The organism is Achromobacter sp. GbtcB20 (assembly GCF_019091095.1).
In the GTDB taxonomy this organism is placed as follows: Bacteria; Pseudomonadota; Gammaproteobacteria; order Burkholderiales; family Burkholderiaceae_B; genus Achromobacter; species Achromobacter mucicolens.
Map to the genome: position 1 here is coordinate 183,863 of NZ_JAGXJZ010000010.1, position 21,455 is coordinate 205,317.

Annotated in this window: 22 protein-coding genes; 16 read left to right on the top strand and 6 right to left on the bottom strand. The window is 66.4% G+C overall.

The window, feature by feature from the left end:
* The first annotated feature begins 60 nt into the window (after nucleotides 1–60).
* The 4 genes from KVT32_RS15405 to KVT32_RS15420 all read left to right on the top strand — a co-directional run bounded on the left by KVT32_RS15405 (nucleotide 61) and on the right by KVT32_RS15420 (nucleotide 3,331).
* Nucleotides 61–1,059: an ABC transporter substrate-binding protein gene (locus tag KVT32_RS15405; protein ID WP_056317339.1), complete on the top strand. Its 999-nt coding sequence runs from the start codon at nucleotides 61–63 to the stop codon at nucleotides 1,057–1,059.
* Nucleotides 1,056–1,829: an ABC transporter permease gene (locus KVT32_RS15410; protein ID WP_056317341.1), complete on the top strand. Its 774-nt coding sequence runs from the start codon at nucleotides 1,056–1,058 to the stop codon at nucleotides 1,827–1,829. The genes KVT32_RS15405 and KVT32_RS15410 overlap by 4 nt, the downstream gene beginning before the upstream one ends.
* A gap of 16 nt (nucleotides 1,830–1,845) precedes the next feature.
* Nucleotides 1,846–2,664, top strand: a complete 819-nt coding sequence (locus KVT32_RS15415) for a transporter substrate-binding domain-containing protein (protein WP_152384336.1) — start codon at nucleotides 1,846–1,848, stop codon at nucleotides 2,662–2,664.
* 79 nt (nucleotides 2,665–2,743) lie between these two features.
* Complete coding sequence (locus KVT32_RS15420) at nucleotides 2,744–3,331, top strand: YigZ family protein (protein WP_056318721.1); 588 nt, start codon at nucleotides 2,744–2,746, stop codon at nucleotides 3,329–3,331.
* A 108-nt stretch (nucleotides 3,332–3,439) separates the two neighbouring features.
* Here the strand turns inward: KVT32_RS15420 and KVT32_RS15425 are convergent, their stop codons facing one another.
* Complete coding sequence (locus KVT32_RS15425) at nucleotides 3,440–3,814, bottom strand: co-chaperone YbbN (RefSeq protein WP_006388150.1); 375 nt, start codon at nucleotides 3,812–3,814, stop codon at nucleotides 3,440–3,442.
* Nucleotides 3,815–3,980: 166 nt separating this feature from the next.
* The gene (locus tag KVT32_RS15430; protein ID WP_152384338.1) at nucleotides 3,981–5,003 is read right to left on the bottom strand and encodes an LLM class flavin-dependent oxidoreductase; all 1,023 of its coding nucleotides are present in this window, start codon (nucleotides 5,001–5,003) and stop codon (nucleotides 3,981–3,983) included.
* A gap of 237 nt (nucleotides 5,004–5,240) precedes the next feature.
* Here KVT32_RS15430 and KVT32_RS15435 point away from each other — a divergent pair, with 237 nt between their 5' ends.
* On the top strand, nucleotides 5,241–5,594 hold the full coding sequence (locus tag KVT32_RS15435; RefSeq protein WP_175155406.1) for a VOC family protein: 354 nt from the start codon (nucleotides 5,241–5,243) through the stop codon (nucleotides 5,592–5,594).
* A 102-nt stretch (nucleotides 5,595–5,696) separates the two neighbouring features.
* On the opposite strand, the gene KVT32_RS15440 is transcribed toward KVT32_RS15435, so the two are convergent.
* Complete coding sequence (locus tag KVT32_RS15440; RefSeq protein ID WP_056317354.1) at nucleotides 5,697–6,989, bottom strand: NCS2 family permease; 1,293 nt, start codon at nucleotides 6,987–6,989, stop codon at nucleotides 5,697–5,699.
* A gap of 110 nt (nucleotides 6,990–7,099) precedes the next feature.
* On the opposite strand from KVT32_RS15440, the gene tsaD reads away from it, so the two are divergent.
* Nucleotides 7,100–8,131 carry a tRNA (adenosine(37)-N6)-threonylcarbamoyltransferase complex transferase subunit TsaD gene (gene tsaD, locus KVT32_RS15445; RefSeq protein WP_056317357.1) on the top strand — a complete coding sequence of 344 codons (1,032 nt, stop codon included), beginning with the start codon at nucleotides 7,100–7,102 and terminating at the stop codon, nucleotides 8,129–8,131.
* A 51-nt stretch (nucleotides 8,132–8,182) separates the two neighbouring features.
* Here the strand turns inward: tsaD and plsY are convergent, their stop codons facing one another.
* Entirely contained in the window at nucleotides 8,183–8,821 is a 639-nt protein-coding gene (gene plsY, locus KVT32_RS15450; RefSeq protein WP_175155408.1) for a glycerol-3-phosphate 1-O-acyltransferase PlsY, read from the bottom strand.
* A gap of 94 nt (nucleotides 8,822–8,915) precedes the next feature.
* On the opposite strand from plsY, the gene surE reads away from it, so the two are divergent.
* From surE to rlmD, 7 genes are all read left to right on the top strand, one after another.
* The gene (gene surE, locus KVT32_RS15455; RefSeq protein ID WP_062841180.1) at nucleotides 8,916–9,674 is read left to right on the top strand and encodes a 5'/3'-nucleotidase SurE; all 759 of its coding nucleotides are present in this window, start codon (nucleotides 8,916–8,918) and stop codon (nucleotides 9,672–9,674) included.
* Entirely contained in the window at nucleotides 9,659–10,483 is an 825-nt protein-coding gene (locus tag KVT32_RS15460; protein WP_217618465.1) for a protein-L-isoaspartate(D-aspartate) O-methyltransferase, read from the top strand. Before surE ends, KVT32_RS15460 begins: the two co-directional genes overlap by 16 nt.
* Nucleotides 10,484–10,499: 16 nt before the next feature.
* Entirely contained in the window at nucleotides 10,500–11,357 is an 858-nt protein-coding gene (locus tag KVT32_RS15465) for a peptidoglycan DD-metalloendopeptidase family protein (RefSeq protein ID WP_142055435.1), read from the top strand.
* Complete coding sequence (locus KVT32_RS15470) at nucleotides 11,354–12,133, top strand: 3'-5' exonuclease (RefSeq protein WP_217618466.1); 780 nt, start codon at nucleotides 11,354–11,356, stop codon at nucleotides 12,131–12,133. Before KVT32_RS15465 ends, KVT32_RS15470 begins: the two co-directional genes overlap by 4 nt.
* A gap of 192 nt (nucleotides 12,134–12,325) precedes the next feature.
* Nucleotides 12,326–13,021, top strand: a complete 696-nt coding sequence (locus KVT32_RS15475; protein WP_217618467.1) for a hypothetical protein — start codon at nucleotides 12,326–12,328, stop codon at nucleotides 13,019–13,021.
* A gap of 352 nt (nucleotides 13,022–13,373) precedes the next feature.
* Complete coding sequence (locus KVT32_RS15480) at nucleotides 13,374–14,126, top strand: TorF family putative porin (protein WP_056317376.1); 753 nt, start codon at nucleotides 13,374–13,376, stop codon at nucleotides 14,124–14,126.
* Nucleotides 14,127–14,354: 228 nt separating this feature from the next.
* On the top strand, nucleotides 14,355–15,848 hold the full coding sequence (gene rlmD / locus KVT32_RS15485; protein ID WP_217618468.1) for a 23S rRNA (uracil(1939)-C(5))-methyltransferase RlmD: 1,494 nt from the start codon (nucleotides 14,355–14,357) through the stop codon (nucleotides 15,846–15,848).
* Nucleotides 15,849–15,882: 34 nt separating this feature from the next.
* Here rlmD and cueR read toward each other — a convergent pair whose 3' ends face one another.
* Entirely contained in the window at nucleotides 15,883–16,275 is a 393-nt protein-coding gene (gene cueR / locus KVT32_RS15490) for a Cu(I)-responsive transcriptional regulator (protein ID WP_056317380.1), read from the bottom strand.
* On the bottom strand, nucleotides 16,272–18,554 hold the full coding sequence (locus KVT32_RS15495) for a heavy metal translocating P-type ATPase (protein WP_217618469.1): 2,283 nt from the start codon (nucleotides 18,552–18,554) through the stop codon (nucleotides 16,272–16,274). Before KVT32_RS15495 ends, cueR begins: the two co-directional genes overlap by 4 nt.
* Before the next feature lie 153 nt (nucleotides 18,555–18,707).
* Between KVT32_RS15495 and KVT32_RS15500 the strand changes: the two genes are divergently transcribed.
* The 3 genes from KVT32_RS15500 (at nucleotide 18,708) to KVT32_RS15510 (ending at nucleotide 21,358) form a co-directional block, all read left to right on the top strand.
* Entirely contained in the window at nucleotides 18,708–18,908 is a 201-nt protein-coding gene (locus KVT32_RS15500; protein ID WP_175155414.1) for a heavy-metal-associated domain-containing protein, read from the top strand.
* Between the two features lie 175 nt (nucleotides 18,909–19,083).
* Nucleotides 19,084–19,812, top strand: coding sequence for a glutathione peroxidase (locus tag KVT32_RS15505; protein WP_056317387.1), 729 nt, complete (start codon nucleotides 19,084–19,086; stop codon nucleotides 19,810–19,812).
* A 115-nt stretch (nucleotides 19,813–19,927) separates the two neighbouring features.
* Nucleotides 19,928–21,358 carry a dihydrolipoyl dehydrogenase gene (locus KVT32_RS15510; RefSeq protein WP_217618470.1) on the top strand — a complete coding sequence of 477 codons (1,431 nt, stop codon included), beginning with the start codon at nucleotides 19,928–19,930 and terminating at the stop codon, nucleotides 21,356–21,358.
* Nucleotides 21,359–21,455: the final 97 nt, after the last annotated feature.

Below are 21,455 nucleotides of genomic sequence, written 5' to 3' on the forward strand. Positions count from 1 at the left end.
AACCCATATCCTGCGGCCACGCCCGGGCGCGGCCGCTTCCTGAATTTCCTGGAGCTCCTGATGAAACTGAAGCAATGGTTGTCCCTGCCACTGGCCGCGGCGCTGCTGGCGGCTGCCCCCGCGATGGCCGCCGAGAAGTTCCGCGTGGGTTACCTGCGCGTGATGGATGACGCGCAGGCCATCGTCGCGCAAGAGGGCGGCTATTACAAAAAGGCCGGCCTGGATTCCGAACTCATCGAATTCAAATCGGGCACCGACCTCATCAAGGCCATCGTCGGCGGCCAGCTCGACATCGGCGTGCTGGGCTTTACCAACGCGGTCGCCTGGGCCTCCAAGGGCGCGGACCTGAAGGTGGTGGGCGGCGCGCAGCAGGGCTATCACTCGCTCATCGTGCGCGACGATTCGGGCATCAAGGACATCGCCGGCCTGAAGGGCAAGACGTTGGCCTCGCAGGCCGAAGGCAGCACCGCTGACGTGGTGCTCAAGGGCGTCGTACTCAAGTCGGGCAACCTGACGGCCGACGACGTCAACGTCATGGGCGTGAGCCCGGCCGTGGCTGTGCAGTCGCTGGTGGGCAAGCGCGTGGACGCCGCCTTCCTGTTCGAACCCTACGACCGCATTGCGCAGCTGATCGCGCCGGTCAAGCAGATCTATGAAGTGGGCGAGGCGTGGCCGTTCCCGTGCATGGTCGTGATCACGTCGGGCGAAACGCTGGCCAAGCGCAAGGACGACGTCTGGAAGGCGCTGGACGCGCAGAACCAGGCCATCACGCTGCTGCAAAAGGAACCCGCGCAGGCGTCCAAGCTGATCGCGTCCTACTTCATTGCCGAGCCCACGCTCAAGACGCTGAACCGTGGCGAGCTGCCGCGCGAAACGGTCATTTCCGAAGCCATCAGCACGCAGGTGTTCACGCCCAAGCTGACCGAGAAAGACACGGCGCGCATGCAGGAAATCGCTGACATCCTGCAAGCCCAGGGATCGCTCAAGACGCGCGACGGCAAGCCGTACGACGTCTCCAGCATCGTCGACCTGTCCTGGCAAGAGGCTCGCAAGCTTTGAGCGCGTCTACCCGAGTGACCGGCGCCCGCAAGCATCTTGCGGGCGTTTTGGGCGTCCTGTTCATTCTGGCCATCTGGCAATTGGCGGCCTTCGCGCTGCCCGACTTCCTGATGCCCGGCGTGCCCGCCGTGGTCGAACGTCTGTTCGAAGACCTGGGCAAGCAGTCGTTCCACCAAAGCCTCCTGGGCACACTGGGACGCCTGGGCGCGGGTTACGGGCTGGCCCTGGCCGCCGGTGTCGGCTTCGGCCTCGTGGCAGCCGTGCTGTTCTTCTTTCGCGAAGTCCTGCGCAGCGCCATCGTCATCCTGCAGTCGATTCCGTCCATCGCGTGGGTGCCGCTGTTTCTCATCGTGATGGGCTTTGGCAATACGCCCATCATCGTGGTCGTGGCGCTGGCGGCGTTTTTCCCGGCCGCGCTCAGCGTGATGAACGCGACCGAATCCGTGCAGCGCGTGCACGTGTCGGCAGCGCGCGTCATGGGCGCGACCCGCTGGGGGCTGATCAAGCGGGTGTATCTGCCCGCGGTCATGCCCGAGCTCATCACCGGCGCGCAACTGGCGTTCGGCAATGCCTGGCGGGCGCTGATCTCGGCTGAAATGCTGATCGGCTTCGGCAAGGGGCTGGGACGGTCGCTGGCGTATTCGGGCGAAATCGCCGACATGACCGGGGTCATGACCAATATCCTCGTCATCGCCGTGCTGGCCGCCCTGATCGACCAGTTCGTGCTTGAAAACCTCAAGCATCGCCTGCTGCGTTACCAGTACGTCTAAGGTCGCAAAGCCCGTCATGTTGTCCTGCATCCGCCCATTCGTCCTTGCCGCCGGCCTGCTGGCCGCGGGCTTGGCGCAAGCTCAGCCCGCGGTGCAGTCCAATGTCTTCGCGGCGGCCAGCACGCGCGGCGAACTGGTCGTGGGCGTGCCGTACCTGGCTCCGCCACCCGCCGCGGGCGCCAAGATCCGCACGCCGGAAGGCCTGGATGCGGCCATCACCGAAAGGCTGGGCGCAAGCCTGAAACTGCCCGTGCGCCTGGTGCAGGTGCCGGCGCGCGACGCCGCCCGCGCGCTCGCCGCCGGCGACGTGGATCTGGTGCTGGCCGACAATGCCGACGGACAGCCGCAGACCGTCGCGGTGCAAGCCACCGGCTATGCCGCACGGCCCAAGGCGGTGATCCGCAGCGACACGCGGCTGCGCAAGCCCGCCGACGTGCAGGGCCGCAGCGTGTGCATGGCCGAGGCGGCCACGCAGGCCCAAGCTCTGGCGCAAAGCTGGGGCGCGACGGTCAAGACCTATCGCGTGCCGTCGGACGCGCTCGTTGCCGTGCGCGAAGGCGAGTGCGACATCGGCCTGGTCGACGACGCCGTGTGGGAGCCCCTCATGCGCTTTCCGGAATGGAAGAAATTCTCCTCGACGCTTGCCGCGGATGGCGCCCGCCACGAGCGCGTGTGGCTTGTGCCTGCGCGGGACGAAGCCTCGCGCGCCTGGCTTGGCCAGGAGATGCGCGCCTGGGACCGCGCCGGCGCGTGGAAGGCCATGACCACGAAATGGGCGCGCGACGTCGCCTTCGACGTCTATCTGGACCAGGAAGTTCCCGACTGCCACGGCTGATGCGGCCTCATGGCCACTGCGCGCGGCCACGCCGCCCGGGGCATGCAGCCGCGCGATCCGCGCACTTACAATGCCGGGCATGACGCACACGTTGACCGCTCCCTGCACCTACCAGGAAGACATCAAGAAAAGCCGCTTTGCCGCGTATGCCGCGCCGGTCGCCACGATCGATGACGCCATGCGCTTCTTTGCCGAGCATAGCGATCCCGAGGCCACGCACAACTGCTGGGCGTACCGCATCGGACAGGAATACCGCTTCAATGACGATGGCGAGCCGGGCGGCACGGCCGGCCGGCCGATCCTGCAGGCCATCGAAGGCCAGGACATGGATCGTGTCGCGGTGCTGGTGGTCCGCTGGTATGGCGGGATTAAGCTCGGTGCGGGCGGACTGGTGCGGGCTTACGGCGGATGCGCGGCCAATTGCCTGCGGTTGGGAGAGCGCACCGAGATCGTCGATCTTGCGACCGTGCGCTGCGCCTGCGGCTTTGCGGAAATGGCGCTGCTGAAATCGCGGCTGGCGCAGGCAGGCGCCGCCATCGGGCAGGAAGACTACAACGCCGACGGCGTCGTGCTCACGTTCACGGTGCCGCGCGCGGCCGTGCCGGACCTGGAAGTCACCGCGGCAAACATCACGCGCGGCCGGTCCGGGTGGGAAGTGGTGTCCTAGCCCGGCCGCGCGCGTGGGCGCAGGCCGGGATGCGCCACGGCTTGCGCAACGGTGGGGCTGCACTGACCTAGTGCAAAAGGAAGGGGCCCGGTGAGGGCCCCTTGGTGTTTACGCGTCCTGGCTGTCTTGCGCCGCGGCGATTTCCTGATGGACCTTTTCCATGTCCACTTCCTTGATCTTTGCGAGCAGCTCATTGAGCTGGCCGCCGGACAAGGCACCCGGTTGCGAGAACAGCAGAACCTTTTCGCGGAAGACCATCAGCGTGGGAATCGAGCGGATGCCCAGCGCGCCGGCCAGTTCCTGCTCCACATCGGTGTTCACCTTGGCGAACGTGACGTCCGGATGCTCGGTGGCTGCCTGTTCGAAGACCGGGGCAAAGCCGCGGCACGGGCCGCACCAGGGCGCCCAGAAATCGACGATCAGGGTGCCGTCGGGCGTGATGGCTTCCTGGAAGCTGTCTTTGGTGAGTTCAACAATACTCATGTGGAATCCTTGCCGCGGGGCGGCGAAAAGCAGTGGCTGAAAACGCCGGTTTCCGTCCCGGCGTATTGCGGCGACGCGTAGTTGCCAGGTGCTTGTTAGGCAATAGTAGAACCGGTGAAGGCTGCGTCGCAATGGTTGGCGCTGTGCAAAGCGCGGTTTGCGGCCCTCAGGCCGCGGATTGAGTCGAGACGCCCGCGCCGTTTTTCAAGGACGCGACGATCTCGAAAGAGCGCAGGCGGTCTGCGATGTCGTAGAAGTCGGACACGATCATGACCTCGTCGGCTTGCGTTTCCGCGACCAGCGCTTCGAGTTTGCGCTTGACGGTGTCCGGGCCGCCCACGATCGCAGCGCCCAATCTTTGATTGACCGCTTCACGCTCCCATTCGTTCCACAAGCCGTCCATGCTTTCGACGGGCGGCTGCAACTGCAGTCGATGGCCGCGCACCAGCGACAGGAACTTCAATTGCTGCGTGGTGGACTGGAAGCGGGCAGCTTCGTCGGATTCCGCGGCAATGACCGGCACGCCGATCATGGCGTAAGGGCGCGACAGCGTCTCGGAAGGCTTGAACAAGTGACGGTACAAGCGCATCGCGGCCATGCCTTCCGGCGAGAAATGGCCCGCGAACGAGAAGGGCAGGCCCAATTCGGCCGCCATGCGCGCGCTGAAGTCGCTCGACCCGAGCAACCAGATCGGGATGTCCAGGCCTTCGCCGGGAATCGCACGCACGGGCTGGCCGGGCCGCGAAGGCGCGAGGTATGCGCGCAGTTCCTCGACCAGCGCGGGAAACTCCAGGCCGCTGCGCGGGCTGCGGCGCAGCGCCTGCTGCGTGGCGCCATCGCTGCCCGGTGCACGGCCCAGGCCCAGGTCGATGCGTCCGGGGTACAGGGTTTCAAGCGTGCCGAATTGTTCGGCAATGATCAGCGGCGCGTGGTTGGGCAGCATGACGCCGCCCGAACCGACGCGCAGCGTGCGGGTGTGGCCGGCCACGTGTCCGATCAGGACGGCCGTGGCGCTGCTGGCCACGCCGTTGATGTTGTGGTGCTCGGCAAGCCAGAAGCGGTTGTAGCCCAGCTGTTCGACATGCTGCGCCAGCGCAACCGTATTGCGGAAGGCGTCTGCGGCATCGCGGCCCTGCACAATCGGGGCCAGGTCCAGCACGGAAAAGGGGACGTTCGCCAGGGCGCTCATGCGGGCGCCTTTACCGGGTCAAGACAGGCGTGCAGCGCGGGGAAGGGGGAAGGGCGCAAAATGAACTCCATATGCTGATCTACATGGGGAGTGTATCGGCGAATTCAACGGCGCCTGCCAGCAACCATGCCCTTGGCCGGGTTGATTGAATTTTCCGATCCCTACAATAGCCAAAGAAAAAACGCGGCTTTTCGGCCGCGTTTTGGGTCGCATGCCACACGGACACAGGAGGCTCGGATGGGCGCAAGAGGCAAGCACAACCAGATCGACAACATCGAGTTCAACGTCGCGGACATTGCCCGCAGCAAGCGCTTTTATGGCGACGTCTTCGGCTGGACCTTCACGGATTACGGTCCCACCTACACCGAGTTTTCCGATGGCCGTCTGACGGGCGGCTTCACGACCGGCGAAGCGGTGCGCCCCGGCGGTCCGCTTGTCATCCTGTACGGCGACGACCTGGCCGCAATCCGGCAGCGCATTTTGACCGCGGGCGGGCGCATCAGCCGCGACGAGTTCACTTTTCCGGGCGGCAGCCGCTTCCATTTCACAGACCTGGACGGCTACGAATTGGCGGTGTGGACTGCACAATGAGGTGTCAGACACCTGCCCAAGGTGTCTGACACCCTGCCAGACGTGACCGCCAGGTTGGCAAGGCGCCGCCAGGGTGTCTGACACCTTGCCAAGCCACTGCGCTTATTCCGGGAAGAACGCGTAGCGGATCACGAACAGCACGGCCACGAGCCACGTGGCCGGGTGCACGTCGCGCATCTTGCCCGTGGCGGTCTTGAGCACCACGTAGCTGATGAAACCGAAGGCGATGCCGTTGGCGATGGAATACGTGAACGGCATGACCAGCGCGGTCAGCGCGGCCGGCGTGGCCTCGCAGACGTCGTTCCAGTCGATGTCGATGAGCTCGCGCATCATCAGCCCGGCGACGTAGAGCAGGGCGGGGGCGGTGGCGTAAGCCGGCACGGCGCCCGCCAGCGGCGAGATGAACAGCGCGGCCAGGAACAGCAGGCCCACGATCAGCGCGGTCATGCCGGTGCGGCCGCCGGCCTGCACGCCGGACGCGCTCTCGACATAGGCCGTGGTGCTGCTGGTGCCCAGCATCGAGCCGGCAACGATGGCCGTGCTGTCCGCGAACAGCGCGCGGCCCAGGCGGTTGGGCCGGTCTTCGGGCACCAGTCCCGCGCGCTTGGCCACGCCCACCAGCGTGCCGGTCGCATCGAACACCTCGACCAGCACGAACACCAGGATCACGTGCACAAACCCGGAGTGCAGGGCGCCCATGATGTCCAGCTTGAAAAGCGTGGGCGACAGGCTGGGCGGCGCCGAGAAGATGCCCTTGAACTCGTTGTAGCCCAGCACCATCGACAGCACGGTGACGACGATGATGCCGATCAGGATGGCGCCGCGCACGCGCAGCGCGTCCAGGGATGCGATCACGAAAAAGCCCAGGATGGCAAAGAGCGGACCGTGCGTCGTGAGGTTGCCCAGCGTGACCTTGGTGGCTGGATGCGCGACCACGATCCCGGCGCTCGATAGCGCGATAATGGCCAGGAACAACCCGATGCCGGCGGCAATCGCGCTGCGTAGCGAATGCGGGATGCCCTTGACCAGCCAGACCCGGATGCCGGATATCGTCAGGAAAAGGAAGATGACACCCGAGATGAACACGGCGCCCAGCGCCTGCTCCCAGGTGTAGCCCATGGTCTTGACCACGGTGAAGGCGAAAAACGCGTTCAGGCCCATGCCGGGCGCCATGCCGATCGGCCAGTTGGCAATGAATGCCATCACCAGCGATCCCAGCGCGGCGGCCAGGCACGTGGCGACGAACACGGCGTCGCGGTCCATGCCGGTCGAGGACAGGATGTCCGGATTGACGAAGATGATGTACGACATCGTCAGGAATGTCGTCAGGCCGGCAACGACTTCCGTTCTTGCGGTCGTGCCGTGCTCACGCAGCTTGAATAGCTTCTCCAGCATTCGAGTCCCCAGGGTTTTTGCAGGATTTTCAGGTTGTGTCGGGAGGGGGCGCATGCCCCGTCCGATTCAAGAACAGGCGTATTTTCGCATCAGTTGTAAACTCTGCCGCCATGATCATTCTCGGCTTTGAAAGCTCCTGCGACGAAACCGGCGTCGCAGCCGTCTGTACGGAACGCGGCCTGCTCGCGCACGCGCTGCACACCCAGATCGCCATGCACCAGGAATACGGGGGCGTGGTGCCGGAACTTGCCTCGCGCGACCACATCCGGCGCGTCATTCCGCTGACCCGCCAGGTGCTGGAAGAGGCGGGCATCCAGATGTCCGATGTCGGGGCGGTGGCCTATACGGCCGGCCCCGGCCTGGCCGGCGCCTTGCTGGTCGGCGCGAGCGTGGCGCAGGCGTTCGCCTGGTCCCGCGGCCTGCCGGCCATCGGCATCCATCACCTTGAAGGCCATCTGCTGTCGCCGATGCTGGCCGATCCCCGGCCCGAATTTCCCTTCATCGCCTTGCTGGTGTCCGGCGGGCATACCCAGCTCATGCGGGTGGACGGGGTGGGGCGCTACGAACTCCTGGGCGAAACGCTGGACGACGCCGCAGGCGAGGCCTTCGACAAATCCGCCAAGCTGATGGGCCTGGGCTATCCGGGCGGACCCGCGCTGTCCCGGCTGGCCGCCAGCGGCGATGCGTCGCGCTTTGACCTGCCGCGGCCCATGCTGCACAGCGGCGACCTGGATTTCAGTTTCAGCGGTCTGAAAACGGCAGTCTTGACCCGGGTCAAGGCGGCCGAGCAGAACGGCGGCCTGGACGATCAGACCCGCGCGGACCTGGCCGCGGCCACGCAGGCGGCCATCGTGGAAGTGCTGGCGGCCAAGTCCATCCGCGCCTTGAAGCAGACCGGCCTGCGGCGGCTGGTGGTGGCCGGCGGCGTGGGGGCCAACCAGCTCCTGCGCGCCAAGCTTGATGCCGCGCTCAAGCCGCTCAAGGCGCGCGCGTACTTTCCGCCCCTGGAGCTGTGCACCGACAACGGCGCGATGATCGCCTTCGCGGCGGCCGAACGGGTCAAGGCGGGATTGGCGACGCTGGACGCCAGCGCGCACAGCTTCACGGTCAAGCCCCGCTGGGATCTGGCCGATATCGCCTGAAATGAAACGGGCGGCCAAGTCCGCCCGTTCTATCAATACCCGTTCGGGGAATTATTTCTTCTTGCCGCCAATGCGGCTTTCGGTCCCCTGGATCAGGCGGGCGATGTTGGCGCGATGGCGGTAGAAGAGCAGGATGCCGATGACCGCCAGGGCCACGCCCAGCGCGGGCTGCGCCTGCCAGGCCAGGCCCGACCCGAACACGTAGTACACCGGGGCAAAAAACGCGGCGACCAGCGACGCCAGCGACGAATACCGGAAGAAAATGGCGACGATCAGCCAGGTCGCAGCGGTAGCCACGGCCAGCCAGGGCTGGATCGCCACCAGCACGCCCAGCGCGGTGGCCACGCCCTTGCCTCCCTTGAACCCCAGGAATACGGGGTACAGGTGGCCGATGAAGGCCGCGAGCGCCACGCAGGCCAGGGCGACGGGACCGATGCCCGGCGCCAGCTTTTCAGCCAGCCAGATCGCAAACCATCCCTTGGCGGCGTCCCCCAGCAGCGTCAGCGCGGCGGCGGTCTTGTTGCCGGTGCGCAGCACATTGGTGGCGCCGGGGTTCTTGGACCCGTAGCTGCGCGGGTCCTGAAGGCCCATCAGCTTGCTGACGACCACGGCGAACGGCACCGAGCCGATCAGGTAGGCCAGCACGACGAGCCCAATGGTAAACGCCAGGGAAGGTTCGGTTATCGCCATGGAAAGGGAGTCCGTTGTTGTAGTAATGGCTGCGGATTCTACCGCGGGTACAATCCGCAGCGTCACCCGCGTTTTATTTTCTTTCGGATGCACAATGCGAATTCTGGTTTCGAACGATGATGGCTATTCGGCCCCCGGCCTAGAGGCGCTGGTGGCGGCGCTGGAAGGGCTGGGCGATTTGACCGTCGTCGCCCCCGAGACCAACCACAGCGGCGCCTCCAACTCGCTCACGCTGAACCGGCCGCTGTCGGTGCGCACCGCCTCCAACGGCTTCATCGCGGTCAACGGCACGCCGTCCGATTGCGTCCACGTCGCGCTGACGGGTCTCATGGACGCGCGTCCCGACCTCGTCGTGTCGGGCATCAACAACGGCGCCAACATGGGGGACGACACCCTCTATTCGGGCACCGTCGCCGCGGCCAGCGAAGGTTATCTGTTCGGCATTCCCGCCATCGCGTTCTCGCTGGCGGAAAAAGGCTGGGAGCACATCGAATCGGCCGCGCGCGCAGCCCGCCTGGTGGTCGAGCGCCATCTGGCCCAGCCCCTCGCGGCGCCGGTGCTGCTCAACGTCAACATCCCCAACCGCCGCTTCGAAGACATGCACGGCTTTGCGGTCACGCGGCTGGGCAAGCGGCATCCGTCGCAGCCTGTCGTGCGCACGACCACGCCCTACGGCGACACGGTCTATTGGATCGGGCCGGTCGGCCTGGCCGCGGACGCCACGCCCGGCACGGACTTCCATGCCGTCGAGCAGGGCATCGTGTCGGTCACGCCCTTGCGCCTGGACCTGACGCAGCACAGCCAGCTTGACGAGATCCGCACCTGGGCGGAGCCGCTATGCGCAAACGGATAAGCCAGCCGGACCTCACCCCCGGCGCGGCCAGCCGCGCCAGCGCTGCCCGCCACGACGCCGGCCGGCTTGGTCCGGGCTACACGCCGGCCAACAGCAACACGCGAATTTCCGCCGCCACGCTGCCCCGGCAAGCGCAGGCGCCGCTGCCGCAGGCGGGCAGCAATCTGGGTCTGAACTCGGAACGGTTGCGCCAGGCCATGGTCCAGCGTCTGCGCACCCAAGGCATCACGGACGAGCGCGTCCTGAACGCCATGGCCGCCGTGCCGCGCCACCTGTTCGTTGACGAGGCGCTTGCCAGCCGCGCCTACGAAGACGCGGCCTTGCCCATCGGCCACTCGCAAACCATTTCCCAGCCGTGGGTCGTCGCGCGTATGATCGCGGCTGCTTGCGAAGACCGCGCGCCCACCCGTGTGCTCGAGGTCGGAGCCGGTTGCGGGTATCAGGCCGCAGTGCTCGCGCAGTTCGTGCGCGACGTCCACACCATCGAACGCATCCGCGGTTTGTACGAGCTGGCGCGCGAGCATTTACGCGCCTTGCGGCTCACCACAAGGATCCGCCTCATCTATGGCGACGGCACCTTGGGGCTGCCCGGCGTGGCGCCGTTCGATGCTATCGTTGTGGCTGCCGCAGGTCTGGCCATCCCGCAAGCGCTGCTGACGCAGCTTGCTCCGGGAGGCCGTCTCATCGCTCCCGAAGGGGGCTCGAACCAGCGCCTGGTTCTGATCGAACGCACGGGCGCGGCAAGCTGGAAACGAACCGAACTAGAGGCCGTGCGCTTTGTGCCGCTACGGTCCGGAATACAATCTTGAGCAACAGGAGAAACGTATGCTCAACGGGCAGTTGCAACTGACCGATATGAATTTGGGCGCGTCCATGACGCGCCTGCGCCGCCCGCTCTTTGCAGTGGGGGTCCTCAGCCTCGCCATCCTGGCCGGCTGCGCATCCAAAGGTACTCGTGCCCCCGTGGTCGACATGACCGGCGGGCAACCCGCGCCGACGGCGACGTCCGGCAGCTATGTGGTCAAGCCGGGCGACACGCTCTACAAGATCGCCCGCGCCAACAACGTCGACATCGAAAACATCAAGCGCTGGAACAACATCAGCGATCCCAACCAGATTTCGGTGGGGCAGGTGCTGCGCATGTCCGGCGGCGCCACCGGTGGCGCGCAAACCGCGCCGATCTCCGGCGCCCGCCCGCAGCCGCGTCCGCTGGACCAGCCCGAAACCCCCGCGGCCACCACGCCCGCGCCCGACGCCACCCCCACCGCGCCTCCGGCGCCCGTGGACACCAAGCCGGCGCCGCGCGCGGCCGATGCGGGCGTCATCAACTGGGCCTGGCCGGCCAACGGCCAGATCGTGCAGGGCTTTAACAGCAGCAGCAAGGGCATCGATATCGCCGGCGCGCTGGGCGACCCGATCACCGCCGCGGCCGATGGGCTGGTCAAGTACAGCGGCAACGGCGTGCGCGGCCTGGGCAACCTCATCATCGTCGAACACCAGAACGGCTTCATCACGGCGTACGCGCACAACCGCTCGCTGCTCGTGAAGACCGGCCAGACGGTCAAGCGCGGCGCCAAGATCGCCGAGCTGGGCCAAAGCGACACCACCTCGCCGCGCCTGCACTTCGAGATCCGCCGCCAGGGTACGCCGGTCGACCCGATGCAATACCTGCCGCCCAAATGACGCCCACCCTGGTATTCGACCTCGAAACCATCCCCGATGCCGACGGGCTGCGCAAGCTCAACGGCTGGGGCGCCGACGTGCCCGACCAGGAAGTGGTCGAGCGCGCGCTGACGGCCCGGCGTGAGGCCGTGGGTCATGACTTCCTGCCCTTGCACCTGCACAAGGTGGCGGTGGTGGGCTGCGTGTTCCGCGACGACCAGGGGTTTCGCGTCAAGACGCTGGGCCAGCCGGACGATCCCGAGGCGGCGCTGCTGGCGGGTTTTTTCAAGACCATCGAACGCTACACGCCTCGCCTGGTCAGCTGGAACGGCTCGGGCTTCGACCTGCCCGTGTTGCACTACCGCAGCCTGATCCAGGGCGTGCCCGCGCCGCGCTACTGGGACATGGGCGAAGAAGACCGCGACTTCAAGTTCAACAACTACATCTCCCGCTACCACACGCGGCACGTCGACCTGATGGACGTGCTGGCCAAGTACAACGGCCGCGCCAACGCGCCGCTCGACGAACTGGCCAAGCTGTGCGGCTTTCCCGGCAAGCTGGGCATGGATGGCAGCAAGGTGTGGGAGGCCTGGAGCATGGGCCGCGCCGACGAAGTGCGGGCGTATTGCGAAACCGATGTCGTCAATACGTGGCTGGTCTACTGCCGCTTCCGCTTCCTGCGCGGCGAACTGGACCGCACGGCCTACGAGGCCGAAATCGCGCTAGTGCGCGACACGCTTGGCGCCAGCGACGCCCCGCACTGGAAGGAATACATGGCGGCCTGGGACGCGGGCTGACCCGCGCCAGCCGCTCACTGATGCCGACCCATCGTGTGGATGGGACAGCATGCGGACGGGGCCTTCGAGGGGCCCCGTTCTCGCGTCTGCGGGGGAAGCAATCGACTGAAACAAGACGGCCGCAAACGAAACCTGGATGAAACCAGCGGGATCGCACAATGGCCTCGCTTTCTTCACTTCCAGGAGACCTACATGTCCCGATTCGCTATCCGCTCCAATCTGGCCGTCCTTGCAATCGTCGCCGCGTCCAGCGGTTTCGCGGCTGGCTCCGCCATGGCCGCGCCGCCTCCGCCCGCTGATGGCGGCCCGGCCGCCATGCACGAAGGCCATCGCGGCGGTGGTTTCCACAAGGGCATGCGCGACGGCCTGCTCATCCCCGGACTCGGCCCCGTGTCCAAGGCACAGGTTGCCGAGCTGAAACTCGACGCCAAGCAGGAGGCCCTTTTCAATACCGCCCAGGACAGCCAGCGCAGCCTGCACGAAGCCATGCGCGCCGCCGGCGGCAAGCGCCACGACTTGCTCAAGGCGCAGCTGGACAGCGGCAAGCTCGATCCTCGCGCCCTCATCGACCAGTCGGAAAAGCGCCGCGACGCGTTCGAGCCCCAGGCCAAGCAGGTTCGCGACCAATGGCTGGCCGTCTGGGATAGCCTGAACGACACGCAGCGCGCCCAGGTGACCAAGATCGTCAAGGAGCGCGAAGCGCGCATGGCCGAACGCCACGCCAAGATGGAAGGCCGCGCGGACGGCAAGGGCCATCCCGGCATGCGCGGCGCGGACGGCCGCCCCGGCATGCGTGGCGCCGACGGCCGTCCCGGCACGCCGCCGCCCCCGCCGGCTGCCGGCGACGTCCCGCCGCCCCCGCCGCCTGCCGCGCCCCAGGCCAACTGAGGCGGAAAGTCCCAGGCCATCACACTGGCCGCAACGTGGGGCAACGCTCCACTTGAACGCAACCCCGGCACGCTTCGCGCGTGCCGGGGTGTTTTTTTCCAGGCGGGCCAGGCCAGGCCGGGCCGGATTTCCCCGTTTTGACGCATCGGCACTGACCGCGCCCCATAACAGAGCACCAGCATGGTGCATTGCCAGCGCCCGAAGGACGCTGCGGCGGGTTGCGCTATGGAGCCGAAACCTGGCACGGACATTGCTTGAAGGGATTTGAGCCGGTTTTACCTGCACAGGCCGGCCAGCCGGACGCGCCGCGCGCCGTCCGCTCTCCCGACTATCCGATCAGGACCTTCGCACCATGAATAAGACGTTGCTAGCCTTGCCCCTCGCGCTTGCCGCTTGTTTTGCAGGTGTGGCGCAAGCCGAACCCACCGACCTGGGTGGCGGCTTTTCGCTCAGCGGTAACGCCACCATAGTCAGCGATTACCGCTTCCGCGGCTATTCGCAGACCGACTTCCGTCCCGCCGTGCAGTTGGGCTTTGACCTGAACCACAGCTCGGGCTTCTACCTGGGCAACTGGAACTCCAACGTCTCCAACTTCGTGTTCACCGACGGCAATCTGGAAATGGATTTCTACGGCGGCTGGAAGGGCGATGTCGGCGGCGGGTTCACGCTTGATGCGGGCGTGCTGCATTACTACTATCCCGGCTCCAGCTCGCCCAAGGGCGGCAACTACAACAACACCGACCTGTACCTGGGCGCGTCCTACGGCAACTACAGCCTCAAGTATTCGTACACGCCCAGCGACTTTTTCAGCACGCCGGACAGCAAGGGAACCTGGTACCTGGACGGCACGGCCACGTTCGACCTGGGCGACGGCTGGGGACTGCTGGGCCACCTGGGCTACCAGAAGCTGAAGAACCAGACCAACATGGACGGCGACTCGATTGGCCATTACGTCGACTACAAGCTGGGCGTGACCAAGGACCTGAAGGGCTGGATCCTCGGCCTGGCCGCCGTCGGCGCCACCAAGGACAACTGGCTGCCCACCAAGTACGGCCATCCGTCCGGCCGCATCGGCGCCGTCTTCTCGGTGGCGCGCGCATTCTGATATCCGTGGCGGCGCCGTCAAAAGCGCCGGCCTTTTGGGGTTGCTCCGGAACGCCGCCTGGCCTGGCGGCATTCCGGAACAGCCCCTTTTTTTGCGCGTGCGATGTGCGGCGCGACGCCGGGCAGGGCGGGGTGGCACCCGCCGCTCCGGCCCCGTCAAACCCGATTTCCGGGAATACGCGAAGTCCTTCTACAATCACGGGTTGCGTGCAATTCTGGACTGCGTGAGATGTCTGACGTTTTGAATATCGAATCCCTGGACCTGGAAGCCAGGGGGATCGCCCGCCGCGACGGGAAGGTCATTTTCGTGGAAGGCGCCTTGCCGGGCGAACGGGTCACCGCGGTCACGCTGCGCCGCAAGCCCTCCTACGAGACGGCTCGGGTGGATGAGGTACTGCATCCCTCGTCGCAACGCGTGGTGCCCCGCTGCCCGCATTTCGGCGTCTGTGGCGGCTGTGCCATGCAGCATCTGGAACCCACCACGCAGGTGGCCATCAAGCAGCGCGCGCTGGAAGACACCTTCTGGCATGTCGGCAAGCTGCGTCCGGCGCTCATCCTGGCGCCGCTGCAGGGCCCGACCTGGGGTTACCGCTACCGCGCGCGTCTGTCCGTGCGCGTGGTGCCCAAGAAGGGCGGGGTGCTCGTGGGCTTTCACGAACGCAAGAGCAGCTACGTGGCCGACATGCGCGAATGCCATGTGCTGCCCCGCCACGTCAGCGATCTGCTGATCCCGCTGCGCGAAATGATCGCCTCGATGTCCGCGCCGGACCGCATGCCGCAGATCGAAGTGGCGCTCGGCGAGGGCGTGACGGCGCTGGTGCTGCGGCATCTGCTGCCGCTGACCGACGGCGACATCGCGATCCTGCGCGCCTTTGCGGCCAAGCACAACGTGCAATGGTGGTTGCAGGCCAAGGGCCCGGATACGGTGCACCCGCTGGAGCGCGAGCACAACGACACGCTGTCCTATACCATGCCGGAATTCGGCCTGCGCATGCCGTACCGTCCGACCGACTTCACGCAGGTGAACCACGCCATCAACCGGGCGATGGTGTCGCGGGCGCTCAAGCTGCTGGAAGTGCAGCCCACCGACCGCGTGGCCGATCTGTTCTGTGGCCTGGGCAACTTCACGTTGCCGCTGGCCACGCAAGGCCGCGAGGCCGTCGGCGTTGAAGGCAGCAAGGCGCTGACCGATCGCGCGTTCGATGCGGCGTCGCGCCACGGCCTGGGCGATCGCACCAGCTTTGCCACCCTGAATCTCTTCGAAGTCGACGCCACCTGGCTGCGCAGTCTGGGCTACTTCGACCGCATGCTGATCGATCCGCCGCGCGAAGGCGCGCACGCGGTGTCGCAGGCGCTGTCCGACCTGTCGTACGAAGAACGTCCGCGCCGCATTGTCTACGTGTCCTGTAACCCGGCTACGCTGGCGCGGGACGCGGCCATCCTGGTTCACGAAGGCGGCTACGTGCTCAAGAGCGCGGGCGTGATCAACATGTTCCCGCACACCGGCCATGTGGAATCCATCGCCGTGTTCGAGACGCTTGACGCGCAGGGCGTGCTGGAAGCGAAAGCGCGCGCCCGTGAGCGTGTGGCCACCGCGGCCGCCGAAGCGGGGGGGGCCGGGCGAGCCCGGCCAGCCGCGGCGGCCGGGAGGGGGGGGGGGAAAAAGGACGCCACCCCGGGCCCCGAGGGGCGCGGCGCCGCCGAGGCGCAGCCGGGCGAGTAAGGCGCGGTGGCGGGCAACGCCCCGCCGCCTGGCATCAGTGCGAGCAGCCCAGGTTCTCCAGGATGGGGCAATCGGGCCGCTCGTCCCCGTGGCAGTGTTGCGCCAGATGCTTGAGCGTGGCCGCCATCTCCCGCAGGGACTCGGCCTTGCGCTCCAGCTCATCGACGTGCTCCAGCGCAATGCGCTTCACATCCGCGCTTGCCCGGCTGCGATCCTTCCAGAGCGCCAGCAACTCGTTCATCTGCTCCACCGAAAACCCCAGGTCGCGCGCGCGGCGCACGAAGCGCAGCGTGTGCAGGTCCTGGTCGCTGTAGACGCGATAGCCCGAGTCCGTGCGCACCGCGGGCCCGATAAGGCCGATGCTCTCGTAGTACCGGATCATCTTGGCCGAAATGCCGGACTGCTTGGCGGCTTGTCCGATGTTCATGCTTGCCTCCAGCGGGGGCGGAAGGCCTTCAGACGCAGCGCATTGCCCAGGACGAACACGCTGGACAGCGCCATCGCGCCCGCCGCAAAGATGGGCGAGAGCGACAGCCCGAAAGCCGGGTACAGGGCGCCCGCGGCCAGCGGGATCAGCGCCGCGTTGTAGGCAAATGCCCAGAACAGGTTCTGCCGGATATTGGCCAGCGTCGCGCGGCTGAGCGCGATGGCGTTTGGCACGCCGTGCAGGTCATCGGCCATCAGCACCACGGACGCCGCCTCGATCGCCACATCCGTGCCCGTGCCGATCGCAATGCCGGTATCGGCCGCGGCCAGCGCCGGCGCATCGTTGATGCCATCGCCCACGAACGCCACCTTGCGTCCGCCCTCGCGCAGCGCCGCGATCGCCTGCACCTTGCCGTCGGGCAGGACCTCGGCGCGAACTTCGTCGATGCCAAGCTGGCGCGCGACCGCCTGTGCGGTGTGGCGGTTGTCGCCGGTAATCATGGCGGTCTTCAGGCCTTGCGCGTGCAGCGCGGCAATCGCGGACACCGCCGATGGCTTGACCGGATCCGTCACGGCCATCATCGCGGCGGCCTCACCGTCGATGGCGACGTAAATCGGCGTCTTGCCTTCGTTGCCCCAATCCGTGGCGCGTGCGCCGAACGCGCTGACATCGATGCCGCGTTCGGCCATCAGGCGCGCCGCGCCCGCCAGCACCTTGCGGCCCGCCACGGTGGCCTCCACGCCCGCGCCAGTGATCGCCGCAAAGCCTTCGGCGGAAAGCAGTTCCAGCTTGCGTTCGGCGGCGGCCGCCACGATGGCCAGCGCGATCGGATGCTCGGAGCGCGCCTGCACCGATGCCACCCATTGCAAGACCTGCTGGGCGTCATGGCCCGGCGCGGGTTCCAGTTCGGTCAGCGTGGGCTTGCCCAGCGTGAGGGTGCCGGTCTTGTCGAAGGCCACCACATCGACGTCGCGCAACGTCTGCAAGGCGTCGCCCTGGCGGAACAGGACGCCCATCTCGGCCGCGCGTCCCGTGCCCACCATGATGGAAGTGGGCGTCGCCAGACCCATGGCGCACGGGCAGGCGATGATCAGCACGGCGACCGCATTGACCAGCGCGTGCGAGAGGGCGGGCTCCGGTCCCAGGAAGAACCAGACCAGGAAGGTGAGCAGGGCGGCCGCCATGACCGCCGGGACGAACCAGGCGGTCACCTGGTCCACCATCGCCTGGATCGGCAGGCGCGCGCCCTGGGCTGCTTCGACCATGCGGATGATCCGGGCCAGCATGGTGTCCGCACCCGTGTGCGTGACGCGCAAGGTGAAACTGCCCGAGGTGTTCAGCGTGCCGCCCGTTGCCTGCATCCCGGGGTGCTTTTCGACCGGCACCGGCTCGCCCGTCAACATGGACTCGTCGACGTAGGAATTGCCTTCGACGATGTCGCCGTCCAGCGGAATCTTCTCGCCGGGCCGCACCATCACGATGTCGCCGGTGCGCACGCGTTCGATCGCAATATCCTGCGCCTGGCCGTCGCGCAGCACCCGCGCGGTGCGCGGCTGCAGGCCGATCAGCCGCTTGATGGCCGCGCCGGTCTTGCCCTTGGCGCGCGCTTCGAGCATGCGGCCCAGAAGGATGAGCGTGACAATGACGGCGGCCGCCTCGAAGTACACGTTGCGGGAGGCCTGCGGCAGCAGGCCGGGCGCAAACGTGGCGACGACCGAATAGCTCCACGCGGCGCCGGCGCCCAGCGCCACCAGCGAATTCATTTCAGGCGCGCGGCGCCACAGGGCGACCAGCCCCTTGGTGAAAAACTGCCTGCCTGGCCACACCAGCACGGCGGTCGTCAGCACGAATTGAAGCAGCCAGCTGTTCTGCTGGCCGATCGTGCCGAGCACCCAATGATGCATGGCGGGAATCAGGTGCGATCCCATCTCCAGCGCGAACACCGGCAGCGTCAGCGCGAGCGCCACGAAGAACGCCTGCTGCAGCCGGTGCGCCTCGGCGTCGCGGGCCTGCGACTGCCGCTCGGCGTGGTCGTCCTGGGCGGCGATGGGATGGGCCTCGTATCCCATCTTCTCCACGGCGGCGACCAGCGCCTGCGGCTGGGCAGCAGCAGGGTCGAATGAGACCCGCGCGCGCTCGGTTGCGAGGTTGACTTGCGCCTGCGCAACCCCGGGGACATTCGTCAGGGCTTTTTCCACGCGCTTGACGCAAGATGCGCAGGTCATGCCTTCAATGGCAAGTTCCAGTTCGGAGATGGGGGGTGGGTTTGCTGCGCGCATGGCTGTCTCTGTCTGAATGGGAACACTCAGTTTCATCCTTCCCATCATGGGAAGGTCAAGCGCCATTCTACGCTTGACCTTGCCATAATGGGAACGTTTAACCTGCCCGTCATGGTGGCCGTGCGCCACCTTTGAACCTTCCGGAGAAAAACCATGACCATCGCTTTCCAAGTGCCCGACATGACCTGCGGCCATTGCGTCAAGACGATCACCAGCGCCGTCAACCAAGCCGTCCCGGGCGCCGTTGTCGCCGTCGACCTGCCCGCGCATCGCGTAACGATCACGGGAACCGACCAGGCCGACAGGGTCGAGGCGGCCATCCGCGACGCCGGGTACGAGCCCGCGCGACTCTGACGCTGCCCATCGCGGCTTTGTGATAGTTTTCGTATTTCTATAGGGATTCAATCATTGTCTATAACTATTAATCAATTGAATTAATTAAATTGGATTGTTTGATAGTTCAGATTTATGATTCTTCACATGGCGGATCGAAACCGCCAATTTATTTAGCTACCAAGGAGAAATTCGAATGCTGCAAAACCGCGAAGGCCAACGTGTTCCCAATGTGACGTTCCCCGTTCGTGAGGACAACACGTGGAAGAAGGTCACGACCGACGACCTGTTCAAGAACAAGACGGTCGTGGTCTTCTCGCTTCCCGGCGCGTTCACGCCGACCTGCTCGTCCACCCACCTGCCGCGGTACAACGAACTGGCCCCCGCGTTCTTTGCCTCGGGCGTGGACAGCATCGTCTGCGTGTCGGTCAACGACACCTTCGTCATGAACGAATGGGCCAAGGATCAGGAATCGGCCAACATCACGCTGCTGCCCGACGGCAACGGCGCCTTCACCGAAGGCATGGGCATGCTGGTCGACAAGAGCGACCTGGGCTTTGGCAAGCGCAGCTGGCGCTATTCCATGCTGGTCAAGGACGGTGTCGTCGAAAAGATGTTCATCGAGCCGGAAAAGGAAGGCGACCCGTTTGAAGTCTCGGACGCCGACACCATGCTGGCTCACGTCGCGCCGTCGGCCAAGAAGCCGGACCAGGTGGTCGTGTTCTCCAAGCCGGGCTGCCCGTTCTGCGTGGAAGCCAAGGCGCTGCTGGACAGCAAGGGCTACGCCCCGATCGAGATCCCCCTCGAAAACAAGGTCCGCGGGCGTGTGATCGGCGCGGTGTCGGGCAAGGGCACGGCGCCCCAGGTGTTCATCAACGGCGCCCTGATCGGCGGCCTGGAAGACCTGAAGGCGCACTTCGCCTGATCACCTGGCGATGGGGCCGGGCAGGGGGCGTCCCCCCCTCCCGGCGCAAAGCGCGGCGCACGTCGCCGCGCTTTGCTCGACACTGAAAAACTTGCATCACAGGGGGTTCCCAATCATGAACACGCTGCACACCGACATTGCCGTCATCGGCGCCGGCACCGCAGGCCTGGCTGCCTATCGCGCGGCCAAGGCAGCGGGCAAGCGCGCGCTGCTCATCGAAGGCGGCCCATACGGCACGACCTGCGCCCGCGTGGGCTGCATGCCGTCCAAGCTCTTGATCGCCGCCGCCGAGGCCGCGCATGCGGCGGCGCACACGGAAGGTTTCGGTGTGCATGTCGGCGGAGAGATCACGGTTCACGGCGCCGAGGTCATGGACCGCGTCAAGCACGAACGTGACCGTTTCGTGGGCTTCGTGGTCGATGGCGTCGAGAACATTCCCGCCGAGGACAAGGTACGCGGCTACGCGAAGTTCGTGTCCGACACGGTGCTGCATGTGGACGACCATACCGAAATCCAGGCCTCGCGCGTGGTGATCGCCACCGGCTCGCGCCCGTCGGTGCCGCCGCCGTTTCGCGCACTGGGCGACCGGCTCGTGGTCAACGATGACGTGTTTGCGTGGGACGATCTGCCGAACCGCGTCGCGGTTTTCGGGCCCGGCGTGATCGGGCTGGAACTGGGGCAGGCGCTCGCCCGTCTTGGGGTGGAAGTTCGTGTCTTCGGCATGAGCGGCAGCCTGGGCGGCATCAGCGATCCGCAGGTGCGCCAGACCGCGCGCAAGATCTTCCAGCGCGAGTTCTACCTGGACACGGACGCCCGCGTCCTGGAAACGACCCGCGTCGGCGACGAAGTCGAAGTGCGTTATGTCGCGCTGGACAACAGTGAGCGCACCGAGCGCTTCGACTACGCGCTGGTCGCCACGGGCCGCCGCCCCAACGTCGATGGCCTGGGACTTGAGAACACGTCGCTGGCGCTGAATGCGCAGGGTGTGCCGCAGTTCGACCGGTTGACGATGCAGGCTGGCAGCTCGCCGATCTTCATCGCGGGCGACGCCAACGCCGACGCGCCGTTGCTGCATGAGGCCGCCGACGAGGGCCGCATCGCCGGCGAAAACGCGGCGCGCTTTCCCGATGTGCGCCAGGGCCTGCGGCGTGCGCCGCTGGGCGTGGTGTTCTCGGATCCGCAGATCGCGCTGGTTGGCGCGGGCCATGCGAAGCTGGTGCCGGGCACGTTCGTCATCGGCGCGGTCGATTTCAGCGACCAGGGCCGTTCGCGCGTAATGCTCAAGAACCGCGGCATGCTGCACGTGTATGCCGACATCGAAACGGGCCGCTTCCTGGGCGCCGAAATGATCGGCCCCAGCGCGGAACACATCGGTCACCTGCTGGCGTGGGCCGTGCAGCAAGAGCTCACGGTGGCGCGCATGCTGGAAATGCCGTTCTACCATCCCGTGATCGAGGAAGGCCTTCGCACCGCGCTGCGCGATGCGGCCTCGAAGCTGGCGCTGGCGCAGGAAGCCTTGCGCGATGCCGACGTCGAAACGGTCTGAGCCGCCGCAAGCCCGCAAGTAAAAATCTATGGTCAGCCCGATTTTTGCAAGCGGGTTTGTGTTGGCGTAAATTGGGCTTTGCTCAAATCTATTCGGA

What these genes read in the sequence shown, in the direction of transcription:
- KVT32_RS15475 (WP_217618467.1), top strand. Translation starts at nt 12,326, where the DNA reads ATGTCCCGATTCGCTATCCGCTCCAATCTGGCCGTCCTTGCAATCGTC.
- KVT32_RS15425 (WP_006388150.1), bottom strand. Translation starts at nt 3,814, where the DNA reads ATGAGTATTGTTGAACTCACCAAAGACAGCTTCCAGGAAGCCATCACG.
- KVT32_RS15465 (WP_142055435.1), top strand. Translation starts at nt 10,500, where the DNA reads ATGCTCAACGGGCAGTTGCAACTGACCGATATGAATTTGGGCGCGTCC.
- KVT32_RS15430 (WP_152384338.1), bottom strand. Translation starts at nt 5,003, where the DNA reads ATGAGCGCCCTGGCGAACGTCCCCTTTTCCGTGCTGGACCTGGCCCCG.
- KVT32_RS15500 (WP_175155414.1), top strand. Translation starts at nt 18,708, where the DNA reads ATGACCATCGCTTTCCAAGTGCCCGACATGACCTGCGGCCATTGCGTC.
- KVT32_RS15510 (WP_217618470.1), top strand. Translation starts at nt 19,928, where the DNA reads ATGAACACGCTGCACACCGACATTGCCGTCATCGGCGCCGGCACCGCA.
- KVT32_RS15405 (WP_056317339.1), top strand. Translation starts at nt 61, where the DNA reads ATGAAACTGAAGCAATGGTTGTCCCTGCCACTGGCCGCGGCGCTGCTG.
- KVT32_RS15420 (WP_056318721.1), top strand. Translation starts at nt 2,744, where the DNA reads ATGACGCACACGTTGACCGCTCCCTGCACCTACCAGGAAGACATCAAG.
- KVT32_RS15435 (WP_175155406.1), top strand. Translation starts at nt 5,241, where the DNA reads ATGGGCGCAAGAGGCAAGCACAACCAGATCGACAACATCGAGTTCAAC.
- plsY (WP_175155408.1), bottom strand. Translation starts at nt 8,821, where the DNA reads ATGGCGATAACCGAACCTTCCCTGGCGTTTACCATTGGGCTCGTCGTG.
- surE (WP_062841180.1), top strand. Translation starts at nt 8,916, where the DNA reads ATGCGAATTCTGGTTTCGAACGATGATGGCTATTCGGCCCCCGGCCTA.
- cueR (WP_056317380.1), bottom strand. Translation starts at nt 16,275, where the DNA reads ATGAACATCGGACAAGCCGCCAAGCAGTCCGGCATTTCGGCCAAGATG.
- KVT32_RS15495 (WP_217618469.1), bottom strand. Translation starts at nt 18,554, where the DNA reads ATGCGCGCAGCAAACCCACCCCCCATCTCCGAACTGGAACTTGCCATT.
- KVT32_RS15505 (WP_056317387.1), top strand. Translation starts at nt 19,084, where the DNA reads ATGCTGCAAAACCGCGAAGGCCAACGTGTTCCCAATGTGACGTTCCCC.
- KVT32_RS15415 (WP_152384336.1), top strand. Translation starts at nt 1,846, where the DNA reads ATGTTGTCCTGCATCCGCCCATTCGTCCTTGCCGCCGGCCTGCTGGCC.
- KVT32_RS15470 (WP_217618466.1), top strand. Translation starts at nt 11,354, where the DNA reads ATGACGCCCACCCTGGTATTCGACCTCGAAACCATCCCCGATGCCGAC.
- tsaD (WP_056317357.1), top strand. Translation starts at nt 7,100, where the DNA reads ATGATCATTCTCGGCTTTGAAAGCTCCTGCGACGAAACCGGCGTCGCA.
- KVT32_RS15460 (WP_217618465.1), top strand. Translation starts at nt 9,659, where the DNA reads ATGCGCAAACGGATAAGCCAGCCGGACCTCACCCCCGGCGCGGCCAGC.
- KVT32_RS15440 (WP_056317354.1), bottom strand. Translation starts at nt 6,989, where the DNA reads ATGCTGGAGAAGCTATTCAAGCTGCGTGAGCACGGCACGACCGCAAGA.
- KVT32_RS15480 (WP_056317376.1), top strand. Translation starts at nt 13,374, where the DNA reads ATGAATAAGACGTTGCTAGCCTTGCCCCTCGCGCTTGCCGCTTGTTTT.
- rlmD (WP_217618468.1), top strand. Translation starts at nt 14,355, where the DNA reads ATGTCTGACGTTTTGAATATCGAATCCCTGGACCTGGAAGCCAGGGGG.